Origin of the sequence: Winogradskyella sp. A2 (genome assembly GCF_046762865.1) — a bacterium.
GTDB lineage: Bacteria > Bacteroidota > Bacteroidia > Flavobacteriales > Flavobacteriaceae > Winogradskyella.
In genome coordinates this window covers 209,422-232,013 of sequence record NZ_JBKQXM010000002.1, presented here as the reverse complement: position 1 = coordinate 232,013, position 22,592 = coordinate 209,422, and the positions used below count along the sequence as shown (strand labels likewise).

The 22,592-nt window shown below is 35.8% G+C and carries 19 protein-coding genes and 1 tRNA gene; 13 read left to right on the top strand and 7 right to left on the bottom strand.

The window, feature by feature from the left end:
- Positions 1 to 9 precede the first annotated feature (9 nt).
- Positions 10 to 660, top strand: a complete 651-nt coding sequence (locus ACFWV9_RS04205) for a hypothetical protein (protein ID WP_411893988.1) — start codon at positions 10 to 12, stop codon at positions 658 to 660.
- Between the two features lie 37 nt (positions 661 to 697).
- On the opposite strand, the gene ACFWV9_RS04200 is transcribed toward ACFWV9_RS04205, so the two are convergent.
- The 3 genes from ACFWV9_RS04200 to ACFWV9_RS04190 all read right to left on the bottom strand — a co-directional run bounded on the left by ACFWV9_RS04200 (position 698) and on the right by ACFWV9_RS04190 (position 1,412).
- Positions 698 to 768, bottom strand: a tRNA-Cys gene (locus ACFWV9_RS04200).
- Between the two features lie 33 nt (positions 769 to 801).
- The gene (gene folB, locus ACFWV9_RS04195) at positions 802 to 1,164 is read right to left on the bottom strand and encodes a dihydroneopterin aldolase (RefSeq protein WP_411893987.1); all 363 of its coding nucleotides are present in this window, start codon (positions 1,162 to 1,164) and stop codon (positions 802 to 804) included.
- A gap of 47 nt (positions 1,165 to 1,211) precedes the next feature.
- Positions 1,212 to 1,412, bottom strand: coding sequence for a zinc ribbon domain-containing protein (locus tag ACFWV9_RS04190; RefSeq protein WP_411893986.1), 201 nt, complete (start codon positions 1,410 to 1,412; stop codon positions 1,212 to 1,214).
- A 90-nt stretch (positions 1,413 to 1,502) separates the two neighbouring features.
- On the opposite strand from ACFWV9_RS04190, the gene ACFWV9_RS04185 reads away from it, so the two are divergent.
- On the top strand, positions 1,503 to 3,509 hold the full coding sequence (locus tag ACFWV9_RS04185) for a glutamine--tRNA ligase/YqeY domain fusion protein (RefSeq protein ID WP_411893985.1): 2,007 nt from the start codon (positions 1,503 to 1,505) through the stop codon (positions 3,507 to 3,509).
- Positions 3,510 to 3,597: 88 nt separating this feature from the next.
- Positions 3,598 to 4,095, top strand: coding sequence for a DUF1761 domain-containing protein (locus tag ACFWV9_RS04180; RefSeq protein ID WP_411893984.1), 498 nt, complete (start codon positions 3,598 to 3,600; stop codon positions 4,093 to 4,095).
- 39 nt (positions 4,096 to 4,134) lie between these two features.
- On the opposite strand, the gene ACFWV9_RS04175 is transcribed toward ACFWV9_RS04180, so the two are convergent.
- Entirely contained in the window at positions 4,135 to 5,061 is a 927-nt protein-coding gene (locus tag ACFWV9_RS04175; protein WP_411893983.1) for an SPFH domain-containing protein, read from the bottom strand.
- Positions 5,062 to 5,154: 93 nt separating this feature from the next.
- On the opposite strand from ACFWV9_RS04175, the gene ACFWV9_RS04170 reads away from it, so the two are divergent.
- Positions 5,155 to 5,853 carry a hypothetical protein gene (locus ACFWV9_RS04170; RefSeq protein WP_411893982.1) on the top strand — a complete coding sequence of 233 codons (699 nt, stop codon included), beginning with the start codon at positions 5,155 to 5,157 and terminating at the stop codon, positions 5,851 to 5,853.
- Between the two features lie 5 nt (positions 5,854 to 5,858).
- On the opposite strand, the gene gltX is transcribed toward ACFWV9_RS04170, so the two are convergent.
- Both gltX and ACFWV9_RS04160 read right to left on the bottom strand, forming a co-directional pair.
- A complete protein-coding gene (gene gltX / locus ACFWV9_RS04165; RefSeq protein ID WP_411893981.1) occupies positions 5,859 to 7,373 on the bottom strand; it encodes a glutamate--tRNA ligase in 1,515 nt (504 codons plus the stop codon).
- A 60-nt stretch (positions 7,374 to 7,433) separates the two neighbouring features.
- A complete protein-coding gene (locus tag ACFWV9_RS04160) occupies positions 7,434 to 8,477 on the bottom strand; it encodes an alkane 1-monooxygenase (protein ID WP_411893980.1) in 1,044 nt (347 codons plus the stop codon).
- 100 nt (positions 8,478 to 8,577) lie between these two features.
- Between ACFWV9_RS04160 and ACFWV9_RS04155 the strand changes: the two genes are divergently transcribed.
- The 6 genes from ACFWV9_RS04155 (at position 8,578) to ACFWV9_RS04130 (ending at position 17,406) form a co-directional block, all read left to right on the top strand.
- Positions 8,578 to 12,192, top strand: a complete 3,615-nt coding sequence (locus tag ACFWV9_RS04155; protein WP_411893979.1) for a hypothetical protein — start codon at positions 8,578 to 8,580, stop codon at positions 12,190 to 12,192.
- Positions 12,179 to 12,586 (top strand): rRNA maturation RNase YbeY, encoded by a 408-nt coding sequence (gene ybeY / locus ACFWV9_RS04150; RefSeq protein WP_411893978.1) that lies wholly within the window; start codon positions 12,179 to 12,181, stop codon positions 12,584 to 12,586. Before ACFWV9_RS04155 ends, ybeY begins: the two co-directional genes overlap by 14 nt.
- Before the next feature lie 86 nt (positions 12,587 to 12,672).
- Positions 12,673 to 14,544 carry a tRNA uridine-5-carboxymethylaminomethyl(34) synthesis enzyme MnmG gene (mnmG, locus tag ACFWV9_RS04145; RefSeq protein ID WP_411894319.1) on the top strand — a complete coding sequence of 624 codons (1,872 nt, stop codon included), beginning with the start codon at positions 12,673 to 12,675 and terminating at the stop codon, positions 14,542 to 14,544.
- Between the two features lie 55 nt (positions 14,545 to 14,599).
- Entirely contained in the window at positions 14,600 to 15,451 is an 852-nt protein-coding gene (locus ACFWV9_RS04140; RefSeq protein WP_411893977.1) for a class I SAM-dependent methyltransferase, read from the top strand.
- Between the two features lie 215 nt (positions 15,452 to 15,666).
- Positions 15,667 to 16,194, top strand: coding sequence for an OmpH family outer membrane protein (locus ACFWV9_RS04135; RefSeq protein ID WP_411893976.1), 528 nt, complete (start codon positions 15,667 to 15,669; stop codon positions 16,192 to 16,194).
- A 243-nt stretch (positions 16,195 to 16,437) separates the two neighbouring features.
- Complete coding sequence (locus ACFWV9_RS04130) at positions 16,438 to 17,406, top strand: family 16 glycosylhydrolase (protein ID WP_411893975.1); 969 nt, start codon at positions 16,438 to 16,440, stop codon at positions 17,404 to 17,406.
- Positions 17,407 to 17,465: 59 nt separating this feature from the next.
- Here the strand turns inward: ACFWV9_RS04130 and ACFWV9_RS04125 are convergent, their stop codons facing one another.
- On the bottom strand, positions 17,466 to 18,629 hold the full coding sequence (locus tag ACFWV9_RS04125) for an ATP-binding protein (RefSeq protein ID WP_411893974.1): 1,164 nt from the start codon (positions 18,627 to 18,629) through the stop codon (positions 17,466 to 17,468).
- Positions 18,630 to 18,783: 154 nt separating this feature from the next.
- Between ACFWV9_RS04125 and ACFWV9_RS04120 the strand changes: the two genes are divergently transcribed.
- Genes ACFWV9_RS04120 through ACFWV9_RS04110 form a run of 3 tightly spaced genes read left to right on the top strand, consistent with a single transcriptional unit; the run spans position 18,784 to position 22,588 of the window.
- Positions 18,784 to 19,971 carry a phosphoglycerate kinase gene (locus tag ACFWV9_RS04120; RefSeq protein ID WP_411893973.1) on the top strand — a complete coding sequence of 396 codons (1,188 nt, stop codon included), beginning with the start codon at positions 18,784 to 18,786 and terminating at the stop codon, positions 19,969 to 19,971.
- A gap of 60 nt (positions 19,972 to 20,031) precedes the next feature.
- Complete coding sequence (locus ACFWV9_RS04115; protein WP_411893972.1) at positions 20,032 to 21,585, top strand: LysM peptidoglycan-binding domain-containing protein; 1,554 nt, start codon at positions 20,032 to 20,034, stop codon at positions 21,583 to 21,585.
- Positions 21,586 to 21,607: 22 nt separating this feature from the next.
- Positions 21,608 to 22,588, top strand: a complete 981-nt coding sequence (locus ACFWV9_RS04110) for a DUF4837 family protein (protein WP_411893971.1) — start codon at positions 21,608 to 21,610, stop codon at positions 22,586 to 22,588.
- Positions 22,589 to 22,592: the final 4 nt, after the last annotated feature.

The following is a 22,592-nucleotide window of genomic DNA, read 5'->3' as shown; positions in this document are numbered from 1 at the left end:
AACTATAATATGAAAAAGCGCGTTTTACTTACCCTAATTACCCTCTCCGTTTATTCTGGTTTCGCTCAAAGCAGAACAGAACACTATGTATTTCCAGAATTTACCGAAGGTATTATTCTATTAAAAAATGGCGAAAGAAGTAAAGGTGTTTTAAACTATAATGCCCTAACAGAAAGCATAATATTACAGAAAGACGGCAGGCTAATGCCATTAAAGAATGACTTGAGCAGAAATGCAGATACGCTTTATGTTAAGAATCGCAAATTTGTAAACAGATACGGAAAGTTTATGGAATTACTCGTAAATTCTAACGCTGTTCTTTTTGTACAGTACTATTGTGTGTTAAAGTCGAACACGGAAAACAGAAACGCATATGGTAGCTCCAGTCAAACCAGCACAACTGTCGTTGCCGCCCAAGTTAGAAACCAAGGTATATTTTATAATTTAGAATTACCGGAGCTTTATGTGGCAGAATTGAAATTGAGATATCACTTTACCAAGGATGATAAAGAAATAACATTTGAAACGCTTAGAGACATTAAAAAACTATATGCTAATCTTAAAAAAGAATATAATTCTTATAAGAAATCAAATAAAGTAGACTATAAGGAGCCAAGAAGTGTGGCCAATCTAATTTCTTATATGGAATCTCTAAATTAATTAAAACAGAAAACCCCTTGTAAAAAGGGGTTTTTTGAGGCGTCTAGCGGACTCGAACCGCTGTACAAGGTTTTGCAGACCTTTGCCTAGCCACTCGGCCAAGACGCCCTTTATAAGGTGAGCAAATATAAAAATTATAAGTTATTTTTTGCGCTTCTGCGACATTTTTATGGTAACCATCTCAACATCACCGCCAATTGGAGGATTTATTTTACTTACCGATACCGTAGCCTTTTTTACAAGATTTTCCTCTTCAAATATTCTATCTAGAATTCGTTTTGCGACCGTTTCTAATAATTTTGACGGAATAGACATTTCGTCTCTAACCACTTTGTTTAAAAAAACATAGTCAACAGTGTCTTTCAGGCTATCTGATTCTGCTGAATTAGAAAGATTCGCCTTTATTTCTAGGTCTACCCTGTAGTCACTTCCTATCTGGGTTTCTTCTTTTAAGCACCCATGATTAGTAAAAACCCTAATATTTTTCACCCTAATAGTTCCCATGTTGCAAAAATACTATGATAAGAGCAAAAAACCTTTATGATAAATAATTAGTTTGTAAAGAAATCAAAGACGTTGCTAATGGCGCTTGTTTTTGTTTTGAAAAACTCAGTATATGTACATTTCTTGCATGTAACAGATGTGAATTTTTGGTTTTGGATATCAAAGATTTTTGATAATGTTCCACCGGTTGCTCTCATTTCCCCAACATCATAGGTTGTGTTGTCGCACTTTGGACATGTGTAATTCATAATTTTTAGTTTTGGTTGTTTCTATTCTATAGGTAGCGAATAGTATTTTAATGTTACAATTTGTTTAATTTTACGCTTTAAAATTTTGCAATGTCAGAAGATTCAAAACCACTCAATTTTATTGAGCATATCATAGAGGAAGACTTAGCTAATGGTTTACCAAAAAACAAGTTGCGTTTTCGTTTCCCTCCTGAGCCCAATGGATATTTGCACATTGGCCACACAAAAGCTATTAGCATTAGTTTTGGGCTGGGAGAGAGGTATAATGCGCCTGTAAACCTAAGGTTTGACGACACCAACCCAATAAAAGAAGAACAGGAGTATGTTGATGCAATTAAAAGAGATATAGCTTGGTTGGGCTACAAATGGGAGAATGAGCTATATTCATCAGATTATTTTGACAAGCTTTATGATTGGGCTATTCAATTAATAAAAGACGGGAAGGCCTATGTAGACAGTCAGTCTTCTGAAGTAATGGCACAGCAAAAAGGGACACCGACACAGCCTGGTACAAATAGTCCTTTTCGTGACCGCACTGTTGAGGAAAATCTAGATCTATTTTCCAGAATGAAGGCCGGCGAATACTCGGAAGGCACACATGTTTTACGTGCCAAAATAGACATGGAAGATCCTAATATGCTAATGCGAGACCCAATTATGTACCGCATTTTATATGCTCACCACCATAGAACAGGAGACGATTGGTGTATTTATCCTATGTATGATTGGACCCATGGTGAAAGTGACTACATAGAGCAAATTTCACACTCCTTATGTTCATTAGAATTTAAACCACACAGGAAGCTCTATAATTGGTTTAGAGACAATGTTTATGAATATTCTAACACCAAGCTACCGCTTCCTCCAAAACAACGTGAATTTGCTCGTTTAAATCTTAGTTACACTATAATGAGTAAGCGTAAACTGTTGCGTTTAGTAAATGAAGGAATAGTTTCGGGCTGGGACGACCCTCGTATGCCAACAATATCTGGCTTAAGACGCCGTGGCTATACACCAAACTCAATTAAAAATTTTATTGAGAAAGTTGGTGTGGCAAAACGAGAAAATATCATTGACGTATCCTTGTTAGAATTCTGTATTCGTGAAGATTTAAATAAAACAGCAAACAGAGTAATGGCGGTTTTAAACCCCTTAAAAGTTGTTATTACTAATTATCCAGAAAACGAAGAGGAGTGGTTAGATGCTGAAAACAATCAAGAAGAAGAATCCGCAGGCTATAGAAAAGTACCTTTTTCTAAAGAAATTTATATTGAAAAAGAGGATTTTAAAGAAGAAGCTGGCAATAAGTTTTTTAGATTAAAATTAGGTGGAGAAGTCAGGCTCAAGAATGCATATATAATTAAAGCCAATAGTGTTATTAAAGATCATGGGGGAGAAATAATAGAAGTGCATTGTACCTTTGATGCTGACACCTCAAAAAAAGTAAAAGGCACACTCCACTGGGTTTCTATCAAGCATGCCATTACTGCAGAAATACGAGAATACGATCGTTTATTTATGCACGAATCTCCTGATGGTGATAAAGAGAAGGACTTCATGTCGTTTTTAAACCCCAATTCACTAAAGGTAAAAACAGGATATTTAGAGCCAAGCCTTTCCAAAACCAAAGCAGGAGAGAGGTTTCAATTTCAAAGGATTGGATATTTTGTAGTTGATCAAGACTCAAAAGAGGGAGCCTTAGTTTTTAATAAAACGGTTGGATTGAGGGATAGTTGGGCGAAACAAAAACCAAAACCACAAAAAAACAACCACAATAAACCAAAACAAACACAGCAGAAACGCTCAGCACTAAGTGTTATTCAACAATTGGGTAAGAAATACACCAATCTTCCAGAGGAAAAACAACTGAAGGCAAAAGCTCAAATTCTCGAATTAGCAAAAGAAGTTTCATATGATGAACTTGAACCCCTGTTTGGTACTGTAGTAAAAAAGGCAGGGACTCGTATAGCAACAATGATTGTTTTAAAAGAAATGCTAAAAAATGGCTTAAATAGAAATGCAAAAATTGAGGAATTTATAACCAAGGCGTTGGAGGATAAAAACCAATTGCTGGTTTCAGAAGCCAGTGATATTTAATCTTCAAAATATGACACCAAGTCTCTAAAAGTACTAATTAGAGGCTTTTTTGTACCTTTCTGTCACTAACTATAAATCAATTTAAATTATGGAATTACCAATTAACCCAGTAGCAATTCCCATTGCAGCTGTTGCCGCATTAGTAATTGGAGCAGTGTGGTACAATCCTAAATTCGGCTTCGGAAATGTTTGGATGAGAGAGTCCGGTATGACTGAAGAGAAAATGAAAACCGGTAAAATGGGTGTAATCTTTGGATTGGCATTAGTCTTTGCCGCAATCTTAAGCGTTTTGTTAATGCAGTTTACCAATCATCAATGGGGCGCATTTGGAATGATAGGTGGTGACCCTGCCGCGGAGGGTGTTTTACCCTCATTTCAAGCTTTTATGGACGATTACGGCAATGCTTTTAGAACCTTTAAACACGGTGCTTTGCACGGTGGAATTTTTGGAGTGTTTGGAGCGCTACCAATTATTGGCACAATAGCGCTTTTTGAGCGCAAAAGCGCTAAATATATTTTTGTTAATTCTGGTTATTGGATAGTAACCTTAATAATAATGGGTGGCATACTCTGTGCTTGGCATTAAAATAAAAAACCTCGAAGCAAAGGCTTCGAGGTTTAAAAACTATTCGCCCTTATTCTGTTGAGCATTTTTCATAGCTTCACCAATCTGATTACTTGCTGTGAAACTTGCCACCATATCGTTAAGCATATTACTACCCGCTTGAGGTGAGTTTGGTAACAATATAAGATTACTATTAGTTTCTCCGCCAATGGCCTGTAGCGTGTCGTAATGCTGGGTAACGACTATTAAGGCAGAAGCTTCTTGAGAGTTAATGCCAACTTTATTTAAAACCTCTACAGACTCTTCAAGTCCACGCGCAATTTCACGCCTTTGGTCTGCAATACCCTGGCCTTGTAAACGCTTGCTTTCTGCTTCCGCTTTAGCTTTTTCAACTATAAGTATTCGCGCCGCATCACCTTCAAATTGTGCGGCGATTTTCTCTCTCTCTGACGCATTAATACGGTTCATGGCTTCTTTTACTTGCGCATCAGGATCTATATCTGTAACTAAGGTTTTAATAATATCGTAACCATAATCCATCATCGCGTCATTTAATTCAGCTTTAACTGCGATAGCAATATCATCTTTACGAACAAAGACATCGTCGAGCTTCATTTTTGGTACTTCGGCACGCACCACATCAAATACATAAGAGGTAATTTGATCATGCGGATAATCGAGCTTATAAAAAGCATCATAAACTTTATTACGAATAACTTTATACTGTACAGAGACTTTTAATCGCACAAACACATCATCAAGCGTTTTCGTTTCAATAATAACATCCAGTTGTTGAATCTTTAAACTTAGTTTACCGGCGATTCTATCAACTAATGGTATTTTAAGCTGTAATCCCGAATGGCGTATACTTTGAAACTTACCAAAACGTTCTATTATGGCGGCGGTTTGTTGCTTTACTATAAAAAATGAAGAAATTAAGATAACAAGCCCGATAAAAATAATCGGAACTAAAATAAATTGATCCATAACTGTGATATTTTAGGTTAGTGAATATGAATTATTAAAAGTAAGTAATATTAAACTATTTTAGTTAGGTTTGTTTAATTAGCTAAAAACTCAATGAACAAAACCCAATACACATTATTAGTACTCTTTAGCCTACTATTTGTTACACTTCTTAACGCACAACATAGGAGCTATATCATTAAAAACGGTATTGCGATAGGTGGCGGGTTAACCCAATTTGATATCTCCACAGATAATTTTAAAACAAATGCGGGAAAAGGTTGGATTATAAGCACCTCGGCAACAGGTGACCTTCCTAACAAATGGTATAATGTGAGCTATGGGTTGCAGATTTCTGAAAACAATATCGAAATATCTGGCTATGAATCTGAAACAGACCTGGTTGTGGATAAGCAGGTTGAATACAATCTGTTTGCCGTTCAATTGGCCTTTTTGTTTCATGCCAAGGTTGTCCCCAACCTACTTACTATTGATGCCGGACCCATGCTACAATATAATGGAGAGCTTGATATGCAATCAAACAATGAAGAAAATCTATTTATCTATTTAAACAACGGCAACAGCTTAATTGCAAATGAACTAGAAGAGGTGTCACAAATCAACGCCAACGGTGCTATAGGAGCCACTCTTGGGCTTGGAGCTTTTAAATTTAGAGCGCAATATATCTATGGTTTTACCAACATCTTAAATAAACTAAACGGTAACGATTCTGAATTTGGGCCAAATTCTGAAAACACAGATTTCAAGGGAAATCAAAGTATGATTAATTTTATAGTCCTTATTACGTTTTAAAAGAGTTAAAAAGATTCAATAGCAATCTCTATTCTTTTAATAGATTCGTCCCTGCCTATTAAAAACATAATATCAAATACGTCAGGACCTTTTAAAGCGCCAACCAAAGCTAAGCGCAGTGGCATCATTACTTTGCCAAAACCAATTTCTTTAAAAGTAATCCAATCTTTTATGGCGATCCTAAGTGCTTCAGCAGAATTGGCTTCTGTTTGTTCAATTACAGCTACCAGTTCTTGCATTATTGTATCGGTATCTTCTTTCCACGCTTTTCTTGCGGCTTTTTCATCGTAACCATTTGGAGCTTCAAAAAAGAAATGACTTAAGCCCCAAAAATCATTAACAAAAGTGGCACGCTCTTTAATTAAACCAACAACCAAAGCAATGTAATTAATATCAATAGGCTCTAACTCGGGCTGTGAAGATTTAAATTGTTCGGCCAAGTCTAAATCTAATTGTTCTTGCATGTATTGGTGGTTAAACCATTTGATCTTGTCAGGGTCAAAGCGAGCACCAGCTTTATGAACCCTTGTAAGGTCAAACACTTTTACCAATTCATCCAGACTAAATAATTCTTGCTCTGTACCTGGGTTCCAGCCTAGAAATGCTAAAAAGTTCACCATGGCCTCAGGGAAATACCCCTCTTCTTTATACCCTCGAGATACTGTTCCGTCAGGCACACTATATTCTAATGGAAATACAGGAAACCCCATTTTGTCGCCATCACGTTTGCTAAGCTTACCTTTTCCAGTTGGTTTAAGAATTAACGGTAAATGAGCAAACTTTGGTGCTTTCCAACCAAAAGCATCATACAACAATTGGTGCAATGCTAATGAAGGCAACCACTCTTCCCCTCTAATAACATGGGAAATTTTCATTAAATGATCGTCTACGATATTTGCTAAATGATACGTTGGCATACCATCGCTTTTAAAAAGGATTTTATCGTCCAATACATTGGTGTCAATAGTAATATCACCACGAATAATGTCTTTTAAATTCAGGGTTTTGTCTTGTGGTGATTTAAAACGCACAACATAATGTTCTCCAGCCTCTAGTTTTTCGGCTGTTTCTTCTTCAGAAAGTATTAAAGAGTTCACCAAACGCCCTTTTTCTCTGTTGTGCCAATTATAAATAAAGGTTTTACCCTTTGCCTCATGGTCTTTTCTATGCGCATCTAATTGTTCAGAAGTATCAAAGGCATAATACGCTTTCCCTTGGGCAATCAATTGGTCTGTATATTGCTCATAAAGATGTTCACGTTCGCTTTGTCTGTATGGCCCAAATTTTTCATTTTTCCCGGGCCCTTCATCAAAAGGAATGCCACACCAATTTAGGGCATCAACAATATATTCTTCAGCACCTTCGACATACCTGTTTTGATCCGTATCTTCGATACGAAGTACAAATTCTCCGCCATGCTTTTTAGCAAATAAATAGTTAAATAGAGCGGTTCTCACACCACCAATATGTAATGGGCCGGTTGGGCTAGGCGCAAAGCGCACGCGGACATTTTTGGACATAACATTAAATTATTGCACAAAGATAGCTTGATAAGATTTTACAACAAAGCAATTACAAGTCTAAGAAACAATCATTTCTTTTGGAACGCGCTTATTCATTATCCTAAACCAAAGGGGCGGCAACATTGATAACACCATAGATGTTGGATAGCCAAAAGGCATCTGCGGGCTTTCATCATGACAATCTAATATTTGATACTTTTTTGTGGATTTATAATGATGGTCACTATGTCTAGTCAATTCGTAAAGCACAATGCGCCCTATGACATGATTCGAATTCCAAGAATGTACCTCTTTTACGCGTTCATATCGACCGGATTTAGTCCGTAACCGCAACAGCCCGTAGTGTTCAATATAGTTAACAGTTTCAAGTAGAATAAAACCAACAACACCTGCCAAAAGCGCAAACAACAGTGCTTTTTGGCCGAATACCGCCAACACCAATAAAACATAGCAGATTTCTAAAACAGTAAACCACAACATATCATTTTTGAAGGATAAAAACGAGCGATTATTATTTTTGAGAAGTTTGTTCTGAATCTTCCAAGCATTAATATACTGCCTTATTGTTGAGGTGAACCAAAATGAATATACCGATTGATTATATCTGGCCGTGGCAGGATCCTCAATGGTTGCGGCATGCAGATGGTGACCGTGATTGTGTTCTATATAAAAATGCATGTAATATGAGGGTAGAAGCAATGCCTTGCCGATAAAACGCTCATTTGTGCCCTGCCTATGCCCCAATTCATGCCCAACATTAATACCGTTCACACCTAAAACAATACCGGTTGAGAATATTAGACCTATAAATTCATTGGCTGAAAGAGTTTCGTTTGAAGTTAACCATAAACTATATATTAAAACACCATAAACCACTGGAAGATTCAAGTACAACAACCAGTCAAAGAATGTTTTTTTTAGTTTTGATTCAACTTCTACAGGCCCCATGTTTTTGTTATCTACAGGAAAAATAAGCTCTAAAATTGGGATACAAACGAAAGCAAAAACAGGCGTCGCCCAGACCCATCCGCCTCTAAGAATTAGTCCGATAATGGCAACTGTAGGTATGGAAAACGCCGCTAAATACTTAAGGTCTTTCATCTATTTTAACAATAGGGTTTCCTAAATTAACACAATCTTACCAAATTTAGGCAAAACACAATTAAAATAAAATTGTAGATTAGTAAGTTAGTATTACGGTATGAGTAATTTTGAAACCATAAAAAGTAAACTCGAAGGCTTTATTAAGAAGTTCTATACAAATGAACTTCTGAAAGGCGCCATACTCTTTTTTGCCACAGGCTTGCTTTATTTTATTGTGGTGCTTTTTGTTGAATATATGTTATGGCTTCGCCCATTAGGAAGAACATTTTTGTTTTGGGCATTTATTACTGTAGAGCTGGTTCTATTTGTTAAGTTTATAGCAATTCCGTTAGCCCACTTGTTTAAGCTAAGAAAAGGCATAAATTATGAAATGGCATCGAGACTTATTGGCAGTCACTTTCCTGAAGTAAATGATAAATTACTGAATGTGCTTCAGCTTAATGAAAGCGCTAAACAATCTGATTTATTGGTCGCAAGCATCGAACAAAAGGCGCTAGAACTTAAACCGGTTCCTTTTCAAACGGCAATTAATTTTAAGTCAAATATTAAGTATTTAAAATATGCGGCAATTCCTATTGCAATTATAGCCGTATCACTTTTATCGGGCAAAATAAATTGGTTTAGCGATAGTTACGATCGTGTAGTGAACTATAAGACAGCATATGAACCGCCAGCTCCGTTTCAGTTTTTTGTTCTTAATGAGTCGTTAAAAGCAATAGAAAGCAAGGATTTTAAATTAAAAATAAAGACCGCCGGGACTGTTATTCCAGAGAATGCACAAATTATGTTTAGTGGTCAGTCGTATTTTTTACAGCCAATAGCGCCAGGCGAGTTTCAATTTGTTTTTAGTCTTTTAAACCAAAACATAGAGTTTATTTTAGTCGCAAACGGCGTTACTTCAAAATCGTATTTTCTTGAGGTTATTAACACTCCGAATCTGGTTAATTTTGAGATGGAATTGGATTATCCTGCCCACACTAAAAAACAAGATGAAATATTAAAAAGTACTGGGTCGGCGGTGATACCTGAAGGAACAAAGGTTACTTGGAAAGCACAAACTAAATCCACAAATACGGTTAATATATACGCTGAGGACACATTAAGGTTCACGGCAAGAAATAACGATAATTTTACGGCTTCAAAACGCTTATTTAGAAATTATAATTATAGGGTTTCAACCAGTAACAAGGACCTTAAAGATTATGAAAATTTAGCTTACAACATTAGTGTTATAAGGGACGCTTATCCAGAGCTCAAGGTACAGGCACAAAAAGACACGCTAGACCAGAATAGTTTATATTTTTACGGACAAGCTAGTGATGACCACGGATTAACAAAACTTCATTTGGTTTATTATCCGACAAATGATGAATCGAAAAAAGAATTATTTCCCATAACAATTTCAAGTTCAAATTTCAGTGAGTTTGTGAGTGCATTCCCCAGTCAATTAAATTTAGAAGAAGGGGTTAGCTACCAACTATATTTTGAGGTTTTTGACAACGATGCCATCAATAAATTTAAGCGCACTAAAAGTAGTGTGTTTAACTACAGAAAGTTAACTAAAGAAGAGGAAGAACAAAAACAATTACAAGAACAGAACAAGACAATTAATGATATAAGTAAAACTTTTGAAAAGCTTCAAGAACAAGACAAGAAGCTTGAAGAGTTTTCAAAAACTCAAAAGGAAAAAGAACAACTTAATTTTAATGACAAAAAGAAGTTCGAAGAGTTTTTAAAGCGTCAAAAACAACAGGAGCAGTTGATGAAAAACTTCAACAAAAAACTACAAGACAATTTTGAGGAATTTCAAAAGGAAAAGAAGGAAGAAGACCAATTTAAGAAGGATTTAAAGGAACGCCTAAAAGAAAATGAGGTAAAACTTAAGCAAGATGAAGAATTGCTTAAAGAACTTGAAGAGTTGAAAGACAAAATAAACAAGGAAGAGTTTACTCAAAAACTCGAGGAATTAGCAAAACAGAACAAAAACAAAAAGCGTAGCATGAAACAGCTATTGGAACTTACAAAACGCTTTTATGTTATGAAAAAAACGGAAAAAATTGCAAGTGAACTTGAAGAATTGTCTGAAAAGCAGGAAAAACAAGCTAAAAATAACAATGAAAACACCAAGGAAAACCAAGAGAAGTTGAATGATGAATTCAATAAGCTTCAAAAGGATATTGAAGAGTTAAAACGTGATGATCGAAGGCTTCAAAAACCGATGAATGTACCAAGAGATGAGTTTATTGAAAGTGAAATTAATTATGATCAAAAAGAAGCTAAGGAGTCTTTAGAGAAAAAGGAAGAAGCTGAAAAGATGGAAGGTGAACAAACGCCAGAGTCAGAACAGCAACTAAAGAATGCAAATGAACGCCAAAAGAAGGCGGCCAAGAAAATGAAGCAACTAAGTGAGATGATGAAGAAATCTCTTTCAGGAGGTGGCGGTGGCGGTGAACAAGCCTCTGAAGATATTGATATGCTTAGACAAATATTAGAGAACCTATTGTTGTATTCCTTTGACCAGGAATCGTTAATGAACACATTTGAAGAAATAAATATTGATAACAATAAATACGGTAAGTACATAATTGAGCAAAGTAATTTAAGAGAACACTTTGAACATGTTGACGATAGTTTGTTTGCTCTATCACTGAGGCAACCAAAGATTTCCGAGCAGGTAAATTCTCAAATTACTGAAGTGTATTTTAATATTGATAAATCTTTAGGTCAACTAACAGAAAATAGACTTTATCAAGGAATTGCATCTCAACAATATGCAATTACTGCTAGTAATGAACTAGCGAGTTTTTTAAGCGATGTGCTGGACAACATGGAAATGTCGATGAATCCTTCTCCTGGTCCGGGCGGAGGAAAGGGTCAGCAGCTACAGGATATTATAATGTCTCAAGAAGAGTTAAACAAACAGATGGAAGAGGGCGTTAAGAAAAATGAACAAGGGAAGAAAGGTGATGAAGGTAAAGGCGAGAAGGATGGTGAAGGTGAGAAGGAAGGTGAAAAAGGTAATAAAGGCGAAATGGGTGAGGGCGAAAAAGAAGGCAATCAGGGCGAAAAGGGCGAACAGGGTCAAAGCGGTAATTCAGGCGAGAATGGCCAAGAAGGCGGAGAAGAGGGCAAGGGCGGAGAGAATAGTAAAAATGGCCAACAAAATGGAGAAGGAGATTCCAATAGCGGTCTTGAAGGCGAAGGCGACAAGAACGGAAAAAGCGGTAAATCCGGAAAGAACGGAAACGGTGAAGATGGAAATAATGATGGTTATGGAGAAGGTGGAAATGAAGAGCAGAATGAAGAACTGTATAAGATATACCAGCAACAGCAAATGTTAAGACAAGCACTAGAGGATAAAATCAATCAGGGAGGGGAAATAAAATCTGCGGGTGAATTAATTAAGCAAATGGAGGAAGTGGAACTAGACCTGTTGAATTATGGATTTACAAATCAGACATTACAGAAAATGATGGATTTACAACATCAGTTATTAAAGCTTGAAAATGCTACATTTATGCAAGGCCAAGACACAAAGAGAGAATCCGAAGCAAATAAAGAAGAATATAATAACAACAGTTTAAACCAAATACCTGCGGCTAAGCGGTATTTTAACACTACTGAAATACTTAATCGTCAACCACTACCCCTGCGTAATCATTTAAAGAAAAAAATTCAGGATTATTTCAATAGCACAGATGGTAAATTTTAATTTCGAAACAACCTTTAAGCTTGATAATGAGGAAAGCCTTAGAAATTGGATTTTAAACGTAATAATAGAGGAACAGTATAGCGCAGGAGATATAAATTATATTTTTTGTTCTGACCAGTACCTGCTAGACATTAACATTGAATTTTTAAATCACGATACTTATACGGATATAATTAGCTTCGATTATCGGGTAGGAAATAAGCTACATGGAGATATATTTATTTCTATTGACAGGGTGAGTGAAAACGCACAGAAATTTAATGTTGATTTTGACACAGAACTGTTAAGGGTTATTATACACGGCATCCTTCATTTTTGTGGTTACAAGGACAAATCAAAATCAGACGAGAAGATTATGCGGTCTAAGGAAGATTACTATATAAAGCAGTATTAGTGTTTATTGGCATTTCGATGTATATTTGCAAAATTTTTGTTTAGAAATTCAATATGTTCCACGTGGAACGACCAAATAGTAAAACAATGTTTAATGATGTTTATGATGTTATAGTTGTTGGAGCTGGGCACGCTGGTAGTGAGGCCGCGGCCGCGGCTGCAAATATGGGCAGTAAAACATTGTTGATTACAATGAATCTTCAAAACATTGCCCAAATGTCATGTAATCCGGCAATGGGAGGAATAGCAAAAGGGCAAATCGTTAGAGAAATTGATGCGTTGGGTGGCTATAGCGGCATTGTGTCAGACACCTCTGCAATTCAGTTTAAAATGCTTAATAAGTCTAAAGGGCCGGCAATGTGGAGTCCTAGGGTTCAAAGTGACAGAATGCGTTTTGCTGAAGATTGGAGATTGCTTTTGGAGAAAACACCGAATCTTGATTTTTATCAGGAAATGGTCTCTGGCTTATTAATAGAAGGGGACAAAATAGTTGGCGTAAAGACATCTCTAGGAATTAAGGTAAGATCAAAAACAGTTGTACTTACAAATGGTACTTTTTTAAATGGCTTAATTCATATTGGTGATAAGAATTTTGGCGGAGGACGTGCTGGGGAACGCGCAGCGACTGGAATAACCGAAGAACTTATTGACATAGGTTTTGATTCTGGAAGAATGAAAACCGGAACGCCACCAAGGGTTGACGGAAGATCTCTTGATTACTCTAAAATGATAGAGCAACCTGGTGACCCAAACCCTGAAAAATTTTCATATTTAGACATAACAAAACCTTTAGAAGAACAAAGGTCATGTCACATGACCTACACAAGTCCTGCGGTTCATGATTTATTAAAGGAAGGATTTGATCGTTCACCAATGTTTAACGGAAGAATTAAAAGTGTTGGTCCAAGATATTGTCCATCAATTGAGGATAAAATTAACAGGTTTGCAGATAAAGATAGGCACCAGTTGTTTGTTGAACCAGAAGGCTGGAAAACTGTTGAGGTTTATGTAAATGGGTTTTCAACCTCTCTTCCAGAGGACGTGCAATTTAAAGCCTTAAAGTCAGTTTCTGGTTTTGAAGACGTAAAATTTTTTAGACCAGGTTATGCTATTGAGTATGATTATTTTCCACCGACTCAATTAAAACATTCACTTGAAACAAAACTAATTGATGGACTATTTTTCGCTGGTCAAATTAATGGAACCACGGGCTACGAAGAAGCGGCATCACAAGGATTAATGGCTGGCATAAACGCTAGTTTGAAAGTGAAAGAAAAGGACGCTTTTACCTTAAAAAGAGATGAAGCTTATATTGGGGTTTTGATAGACGACTTAATAACAAAAGGGACAGAGGAACCTTATAGAATGTTTACGTCGAGAGCAGAATATAGAACATTGCTTAGGCAAGACAATGCTGATTTTAGACTTACGCCAAAGGGTCATAAACTTGGTTTGGCTTCGGAAAATAGACTAAGGAGAATGGAAGAGAAGCAAAGTAAATCTGATGCTTTTGTTCAATTTTTTAAGGACACGAGTGTTAAGCCAGACGAAGCAAACCCTGTTTTACAGTCTAAAAATTCTGCGCCTGTAAAGCAGCAAGATAAAATGTTTAGACTTTTTGCAAGACCCAATATAACAATTGATGATGTTAGAAAATTTAAAGCAGTAGATGCTTATATAAAAGAAAACAGGCTAGATCCTGAAGTTATTGAGCAAACAGAAATACAGGTCAAATACGCGGGCTACATTGAAAAAGAGAAAAACAATGCGGATAAACTCAATAGACTTGAAAATCTTAAAATCCCAAATGGATTTGATTATACCAGATTAAAATCTATGAGTATGGAAGCACGCCAAAAGCTTGAGAAAATACAACCAGTTACCATTTCTCAGGCCTCGAGGATAAGCGGTGTTTCGCCAAATGATATTTCGGTATTACTGGTATATTTAGGAAGATAAATTGTGTTCCACGTGAAACATTTTCCATATTTATTTAATAGAATTTTCCTTAAGAATGGATAAGTCTGTATATCTAAAAGTCAAAGATTTCTCGGTTTCAGGAGAAGAGTTTGAGCTATTATTAAATGAAGACTTAGATATGCTAGAAACATATCCAGCGCCAAAAGAAGAGCAACTCTCCAAGTACTATAAAAGCGAAGATTATATATCCCACACGGATTCTAAACGGAATTTATTTGAGCGAGTTTATCATCTTATAAGATCTAGGGCCTTAAAAAAGAAATTACGAATTATCAATTCATTTGGAACAGAACCAAAACATCTTTTAGATGTTGGTTGCGGAACAGGTGATTTTTTAAAAACGGCCTTAACCGATGGCTGGATAGTTACTGGGATTGAACCTAATGAGCAAGCAAGAAAAATTGCAAATAGCAAAACTAACCAAAACGTTTTTGATATAAATCATCTAACCAGCCTGAATGAACACTCTTTTGATGCTATTACACTTTGGCACGTTCTAGAGCATTTGCCAAGTTTAGAAATGCATATTCAACTTTTTAGGAAGCTTTTAAAGCCAAATGGGATGTTAATTATTGCGGTTCCTAATTATAAAAGTTATGATGCAGCTCACTATAAAGAGTTTTGGGCGGCGTATGACGTTCCAAGGCACCTTTGGCATTTTTCAAGAAAATCAATTAACAAACTATTTCATAAGGAGAACTTTGAACTTACTAAAACTGTACCATTAATTTTTGATGCCTATTATGTTAGTTTGCTTTCTGAAAAATACAAGACTGGATTTATGAATCCTATTAGGGCTTTTTTGATTGGTCTTAAGTCGAACTATAAGGCAAAACGAAATAATGACTACTCTTCTTTAATATACGTCTTAAAACAGAACAACTAGCCCTTGAGAGTGATTTTAAAGACGTTTTGGCCGAGCCAACAATAAGTTGTCGCTTAATTCAGAAAAGGGCGTTAAACAGCTTTATTTGGCTTTGATTTTTATTGAAAATATTAATAGGGCGCTAAAACTTTATTGATTTTATATATAGTTATAAAAAAGTCCGTTTCACACCTTAACTTTTTTACATTTGCAAAGATTTATTCGAAAATGAAATTATGAAAAAAGTAACCCTAGTATTGTTTTTTATTTTGGCAATAACATCTTGTCAGGAAGAACAAAAAATAGCATTTGTAGATAATACCAAAGTTGTTAATGAGTATCAAAAGAAAAAAGATTTTGAAGAAAAGTTTAAGGCTAAAATAGAAACCTTCAATAAAAAAGCTGATAGCTTACAACAAGCAATTCAAGTTGAGGCACAATTGTTTCAATCGAGAGCGGCTAAAATGGGACAAAGTAAAGCCGAAGAAGAATATCAGGCATTGTTGCAAAAAAAGCAAATGCAAGATTACCAATTAAATAATGAAGAGAAACAACTTCAAGCTGAAGGGCAAAAAGAAATTGACACCCTTGTTAAACAAGTTAAGACTTTTATAAAGGACTACGGGAAGTCCAAAGGATTTACATTTATTTTAGGTGCAAATGAAGCAGGAAGTGTTCTTTATGGTTCGGAAAATAAAGATATTACCGAGGAGGTTATTAAGGCCTTAAACCAAGAAACAGAATCTGAGCCTGTTGAAAAATAAAATTGATGTTTTTTAGAATTTATAAGTCCTCTTTGGATAAACTTATGAAGTTCAACTTCCTTGCAAAAACCAGCTATAATTAAAGTCAAGAAGCTAATTGATTTGTAAAGAGAATGTAGTTTTAGGTGGCTTTCATAAAAGATAACATTGGATCTAGAAATTGGATACGAGTCAAGAAAAAACGTATTTTAGTCATAAAATACGTAGTCATTGCCTGTTATTAGACAAAAAAGAGATGTTTGTATGAGCCTTGTAAAAAGAGTTTTGTTCAGTACATTCTTGCTTTTAGCGTTAATTACACTGAGTAGTTGTAACTCAACCTCTACCTCGTTATCTAGAGCTGAAGATGCAAAACATTCAGAAACCACTGAATCAGTAAAAACGGACTCTTCAGATTTAATTGCCTACAAGGGATATATCGGTGTCTATCCTCAATTTAGATTAAAAATCGACGATCGCTTTGATTCTTTTAATACAGTGATTTGGCAAAAAGGAGACTGTGGCTTTATGGAACCCGCGAGTCGTTTTGTACCTGATAATGTCCAGGTTCAAGGCGGTATTATGAAACTGATTATCGACAAGGAAGAGTTGCCTGGAGGCGTATGTAGCGAAGGACGAGAGATTGGCCCCAAACAATATAGTGCAGCAGAAGTCCGTTCAAAGGAGCGTTTTTTATTTGGACGCTTTGAAGCAAGAATTAAAACGCCACATACTAATGTCGCTTCAGGTTATATCGCATCTTTATTTACTTATGTAAATGATGTACCTGACCCTTATAGTTGGCGTGAAATCGACATTGAAATGGAAGGTGTTCGTCCGAATAAATTTCAGTCTAACCTTATATTTGGTGAAGATACTTGGGAGTGGTGGCGGACAAGAGATTGGGGAGCGTACGAAGAAAAGCATGTTATTGGCCCAACTTCCGACTGGAAGGTTTATGCTATTGAATGGGTGCCAGACGCTATTCGATGGTACGTAGATGGAGCGCTGGTTCGTGAGTTGACACAGCAGAGACTTGAAAACAAATCAACTTGGACTGATAGACAAAAGCATGTAGCAAAAATACCTGAATTGGCACAACAGATAATGATGAATTTCTGGATACCCAATGAAGATGTAGCAGATACTTTTGGAGGTTCATGGGAGCGTAATGTATACCCAATGATCACTCAGTATGATTGGTTCCGCTATTACGAATACATTGGCAACTAAAGCATCTGCTAACCCTATGAATTAAAGAATGGTAATTTCAAAAAAAGACATTTAAGCCATCAAGGTTGTACTTGACTTTTTTTATGGAGCAAGCGTGTTAATTTAATAGATAAATCTGTAAGAATTATCTTAGAATTGCCATTTCGTTCAATATGGTATATAGCATCTTGAATTTCATTTGAAATCTCTAAAATATTATTGTCGTGAACAAAAGGCGCAAATTTTTCTAGTTTGAAATTTTCAGATTTGGGCTCCAGGTAAACCAGTTCGTTTGCCTTGTAGTTGAGCAACAATGCTTGTCTAAAATAGTTTAAGCAAAATTTTAAAAACTTTTTTTGTGTTTCCCTTCCGGTTTTAGCAATTTCTTCAGACCATGAAATAAGATCATGGATGGCGCTTTTATTTCCCCTAGCCTTAAAAGCAGATCGAATCCAGATCACAAACCATTTTTCAAACTGAATATCCTCACTATCTTGATATATCAAATCGCAAGCTTTATTATAATTACCGTTAGATTGATGTGCTATTTTTGAGGCTACAGCTTTTTCGATATGATAATTTTTTACTAATCCTTCTGCAATTGTTTCTTCTGACAATAAAGGAAAATGGAGTACTTGACAACGCGATTTAATAGTATTAATGATTTGCTCTTCATCTTCAGCAATTAATATAAACACAGTTTTTTCAGGGGGTTCTTCAATCAGTTTCAACAACTTATTAGCACATGGCGTATTCATTTTTTCTGCCATCCAAATAATCATCACCTTAAAACCGCCTTCATAGGACTTCAGGGCGAGTGATTTGACAATTTCATGTGCTTCGTCAACACCTATTTGCCCCTGTTTATTATCCACGCCCAGAAGGCTATACCAATCAAAGAGGTTTCCATAGGGCTGTTGCTCTAATAATTGCCTCCACTCTTCTAAATAAAAATTAGACACAGGCTTACTTTTTACTTTATGGCTTGTTGTTACCGGAAAGGCAAAATGTAGATCGGGATGGGAATATTTTTTAAATTTAAGATTACACGACTCATTACCACCAGTGTTTTCACTATCTGAGTTTCCACAAAGTAAATATTGAGCATAGGCTAAAGCCATCGGCAAGGCGCCAGAACCCTCTGGTCCCACAAACAATTGCGCATGTGCTATTCTACCCTTATCAACGCTTGTGGTTAGGTGGTTCTTAATATGTTCTTGCCCTAAAATTTCAGAAAAAAGCATAAAACAAAACTATGCATTTTTTCTACCATCTAAAATTTTAAAAGCAATGATATAGGGATAAAAAATATTTTTATCATTACCCATTAAATGCTTCATCTTTATTATAGGTTTTTATGCGTTCTAATCTTTATATTTGTCACTTAAATATTATAAAATGAAGACATTAAACGATTTTAATTTTCAAGATAAAAAAGCACTTATAAGGGTAGATTTTAATGTACCATTAAATGGAGATTTTGAGGTTACAGATGCAACTAGAATAGTTTCTGCAAAACCAACAATAATTAAAATATTAGAGGACGGAGGAAGCTGCGTGTTAATGTCTCACCTTGGTAGACCAGCGGGCGTTCAGGATGAGTTTTCATTAAAACATATAATTACAAAAATAGAAGATGTATTAGGTGTCGAAGTTAAGTTTGCAAGTAATTGTGTTGGTGAAGAGGCAGAACAGAAAGCAAATGCCCTACAGCCGGGCGAAATATTATTATTAGAAAACCTGCGTTTTCATGACGAGGAAAAAAAGGGAGATCTAGCATTCGCAGAAAAACTATCTAAATTAGGCGATATTTATGTAAATGATGCATTCGGTACTGCGCACAGAGCTCATGCATCAACAACAATTGTGGCTCAATTTTTTCCTAAAGCAAAGTGCTTTGGACACCTTTTAGCAAAGGAAATAGAAAGCATTAAAAAAGTGTTAAACGATGGTGAAAAACCCGTACTTGCAGTGTTGGGTGGCGCTAAAGTATCATCAAAAATCACTGTTATTGAAAATATCTTAGACAAGGTAGATCATCTTATTATAGGTGGCGGAATGACCTTTACATTTGTAAAAGCTCAAGGCGGTAATATAGGCGATTCGATATGTGAAGATGACAAAATGGAGCTTGCATTAGATATTTTAAAACAAGCTGAAGCAAAAGGGGTAAAAATTCACTTGCCGGTAGATGTTATTGCCGCAAATGATTTTAGTAACGATGCAAATACTCAAGTAGTTGATGTTAAATATATTCCTGATGGTTGGCAAGGCTTGGATGCCGGACCAAAATCGTTAGACAATTTTGATAAAGTTGTTAATGAGAGCAAAACAATACTTTGGAATGGACCACTTGGTGTTTTTGAAATGGAAACCTTTTCCAAAGGGACAATTGCTTTGGGAGACTCAATTGCAAATTCTACCAAAAACGGAGCGTTCTCGTTAGTTGGAGGTGGTGACTCTGTTGCGGCGGTAAAGCAATTTGGTTTTGAAAACAAGGTAAGCTATGTTAGTACTGGTGGTGGAGCAATGTTAGAAAGCCTTGAGGGAAAGACACTGCCGGGAATAGCTGCTATTTTAGATTAAAATTATTATACTATTTATAATCTGATACGCGTTACTATTGACGCATCCTAATATTTGACCATGAACTTAAAGGGTAACTTATCTTTTATCTTATACTTTTTTGTGTATTTGTGTTTTTCTCAAGTAGACAGTACATCAGTTAATAAGTATGAGCCTTTAAAAGTTGGAGACTCAATTATTGACGGAAAAACAATAAACCCTTTAAACAAAATACCAGTTGAAGTAGATTCTCTTGGAATAAAAAATCTACAAGATCTTGCCGAAGCAAAGGAATTAGACAGAAAATGGCTAGAGGAATTATACAGTAACTCTCTTTATGATACTATTTATAAATCTGTAACGGAGTTGACATATGAACCTGTTGACTATCCTGAATTGACTACAGATACTTTAAAAGCAAGACTTGAACGCCTCAATGCCAGGACTCCCTTTAATGTAGAATACAATCCATCTTTAGAAAATGTCATTAAACGGTTTCTAAAACAAAGAAGGCCCTCTTTAGAGCGACTAATGGGGCTTAGTCATTTTTACTTCCCAATGTTTGAACAGGAGTTTGACAATTACAATATTCCATTAGAAATGAAGTATTTGGCAATTGTGGAATCTGCTTTAAAACCCAAGGCACGCTCTAGAGTTGGAGCAACAGGGCTTTGGCAATTTATGTTTGCGACCGGAAAAGAATACAAATTGGATGTTAGCAGTTATGTAGATGAGCGTAGCGATCCAATTAGGTCTACAACAGCTGCCGCACAATACCTGTCAAGATTATATAGAATTTTTGGCGACTGGGATTTAGCATTGGCGGCTTATAACTCCGGACCAGGAAACGTTAACAAGGCAATAAGACGTTCGGGCGGTTACAAGAATTATTGGAACATAAGATCCAATTTACCACGGGAAACGGCTGGGTATGTTCCGTCATTTTTAGCGACTATGTATATTTTTGAATATGCAGAAGAGCATGGCTTCAAACCAGAAAGACCAACTTTTCAGCATATTGAAACAGATACGGTTCACGTAAAGCAAATGATAAGTTTAGATCAAGTTTCTGAGGTGACTGGAGTAAATATTGAAGAACTACAGTTTTTAAATCCATCTTATAAACTGGATATCATTCCAAAGGTAGAAGGAAAAACATATGCCTTGAGATTACCACGTGAAGCGATTGGCATCTTTACTTCTAATGAAGATAAAATATATGCTTTTGCAAAAGTAGAATTTGATAAACGAGAAAAACCTTTACCACAAATATTTAATCAAGACACTAAAATTAGATACCGTGTAAAAAGCGGAGATTATTTAGGTAAAATAGCAAGGCGTTATGGCGTTAGAGTAAGCCAGATAAAACGATGGAACGGTTTGCGAAGTAACAACCTAAAAATTGGTCAGAGGTTAACTATTTTTCCAAGAAACCCTGTCAGCTCACCTCCGGCAAAGAGCAACAAAAAGCCCCTTGACCCTAAAGGCAAAAAGACATATAAAGTTAAAGAAGGAGATTCACTTTGGACCATTGCGCAAAAATTTTCTGGAGTTTCTGTTCAAAATCTTAAAGATTGGAACGATATTAGTGGTAGTAAACTAAAAATAGGAATGACGCTAATTGTGTCTAAATAAGTACCAACAAAATTCAAAATTTATGAGAGTATTATATACAGTTCTAATTTGTTTGCTTTTTTTATCGTGTGGCGAAAGCAACGACGGTGAAAAAAAGATTTATCTACCCGCATCAAATGGAAATTTAAACACTATTTCGGTTGTGGTTGATAATTTACTTTGGGAAAAGAAGGTTGGTGAAAGCATAAGAAACATATTTGCCGCACCATTAAATGGGTTGCCTATTGACGAACCACTATTTAAAATCCGTCAAATTCCACCACAGGTGTTTGATGGTTTTGCGACCCGAAGCAGAATAGTACTTAAAATAGAAAAAGGCAATTTAGACCCAACCACTGAGATTGTAAATGAAGCTTTTGCAAAACCCCAAACGGTTGCTGTTATTGGAGGCAAGACAGACGCAGAAATAATTAATCAGCTAAAAGAAAATAAAGATAAAATCATTGATGCTTTTAACAAAGAGGAAGTAAAGGAAAAGCAAAGACGCATAAAGCTTTCGTTGTTAGCTGATGAGAAAATGGAGGAAAGTTTGGGCTTTACAATAAATATACCTTCCGCTTATAGAATTAGTAGAGCTAAGGATGATTTTTTCTGGGTTAGAAAAAATATAAGTAACTCAAAAACAATGGAGTTTATGTTTTATGAAGTGCCAATTGAATCAATTTCAAAAGGGGATAGCACTATTATCGATATTGTTAAAATGAGGGACCAAGTGACAAAAACTAAAATTCCTGGTGAAGACGATATATACATGATGGTAGAGGAGGCCTATGCGCCCTCTTTGTTTAACACGATAATAGACAATAAACCCACCTATGAAGTTAGAAGCGTTTGGACAATGAACGAATATCCAATGGCCGGTCCGTTTATTACCTATCTAATTGAAGATAAAATTAACAATCGATATTTAGTTGCAGATGGTTACGTGTATGCTCCATCACTGAATAAACGCGATTTAGTATTTGAGTTGGAGTCAATAATCAAATCAATAAAAATCAAATAAAATA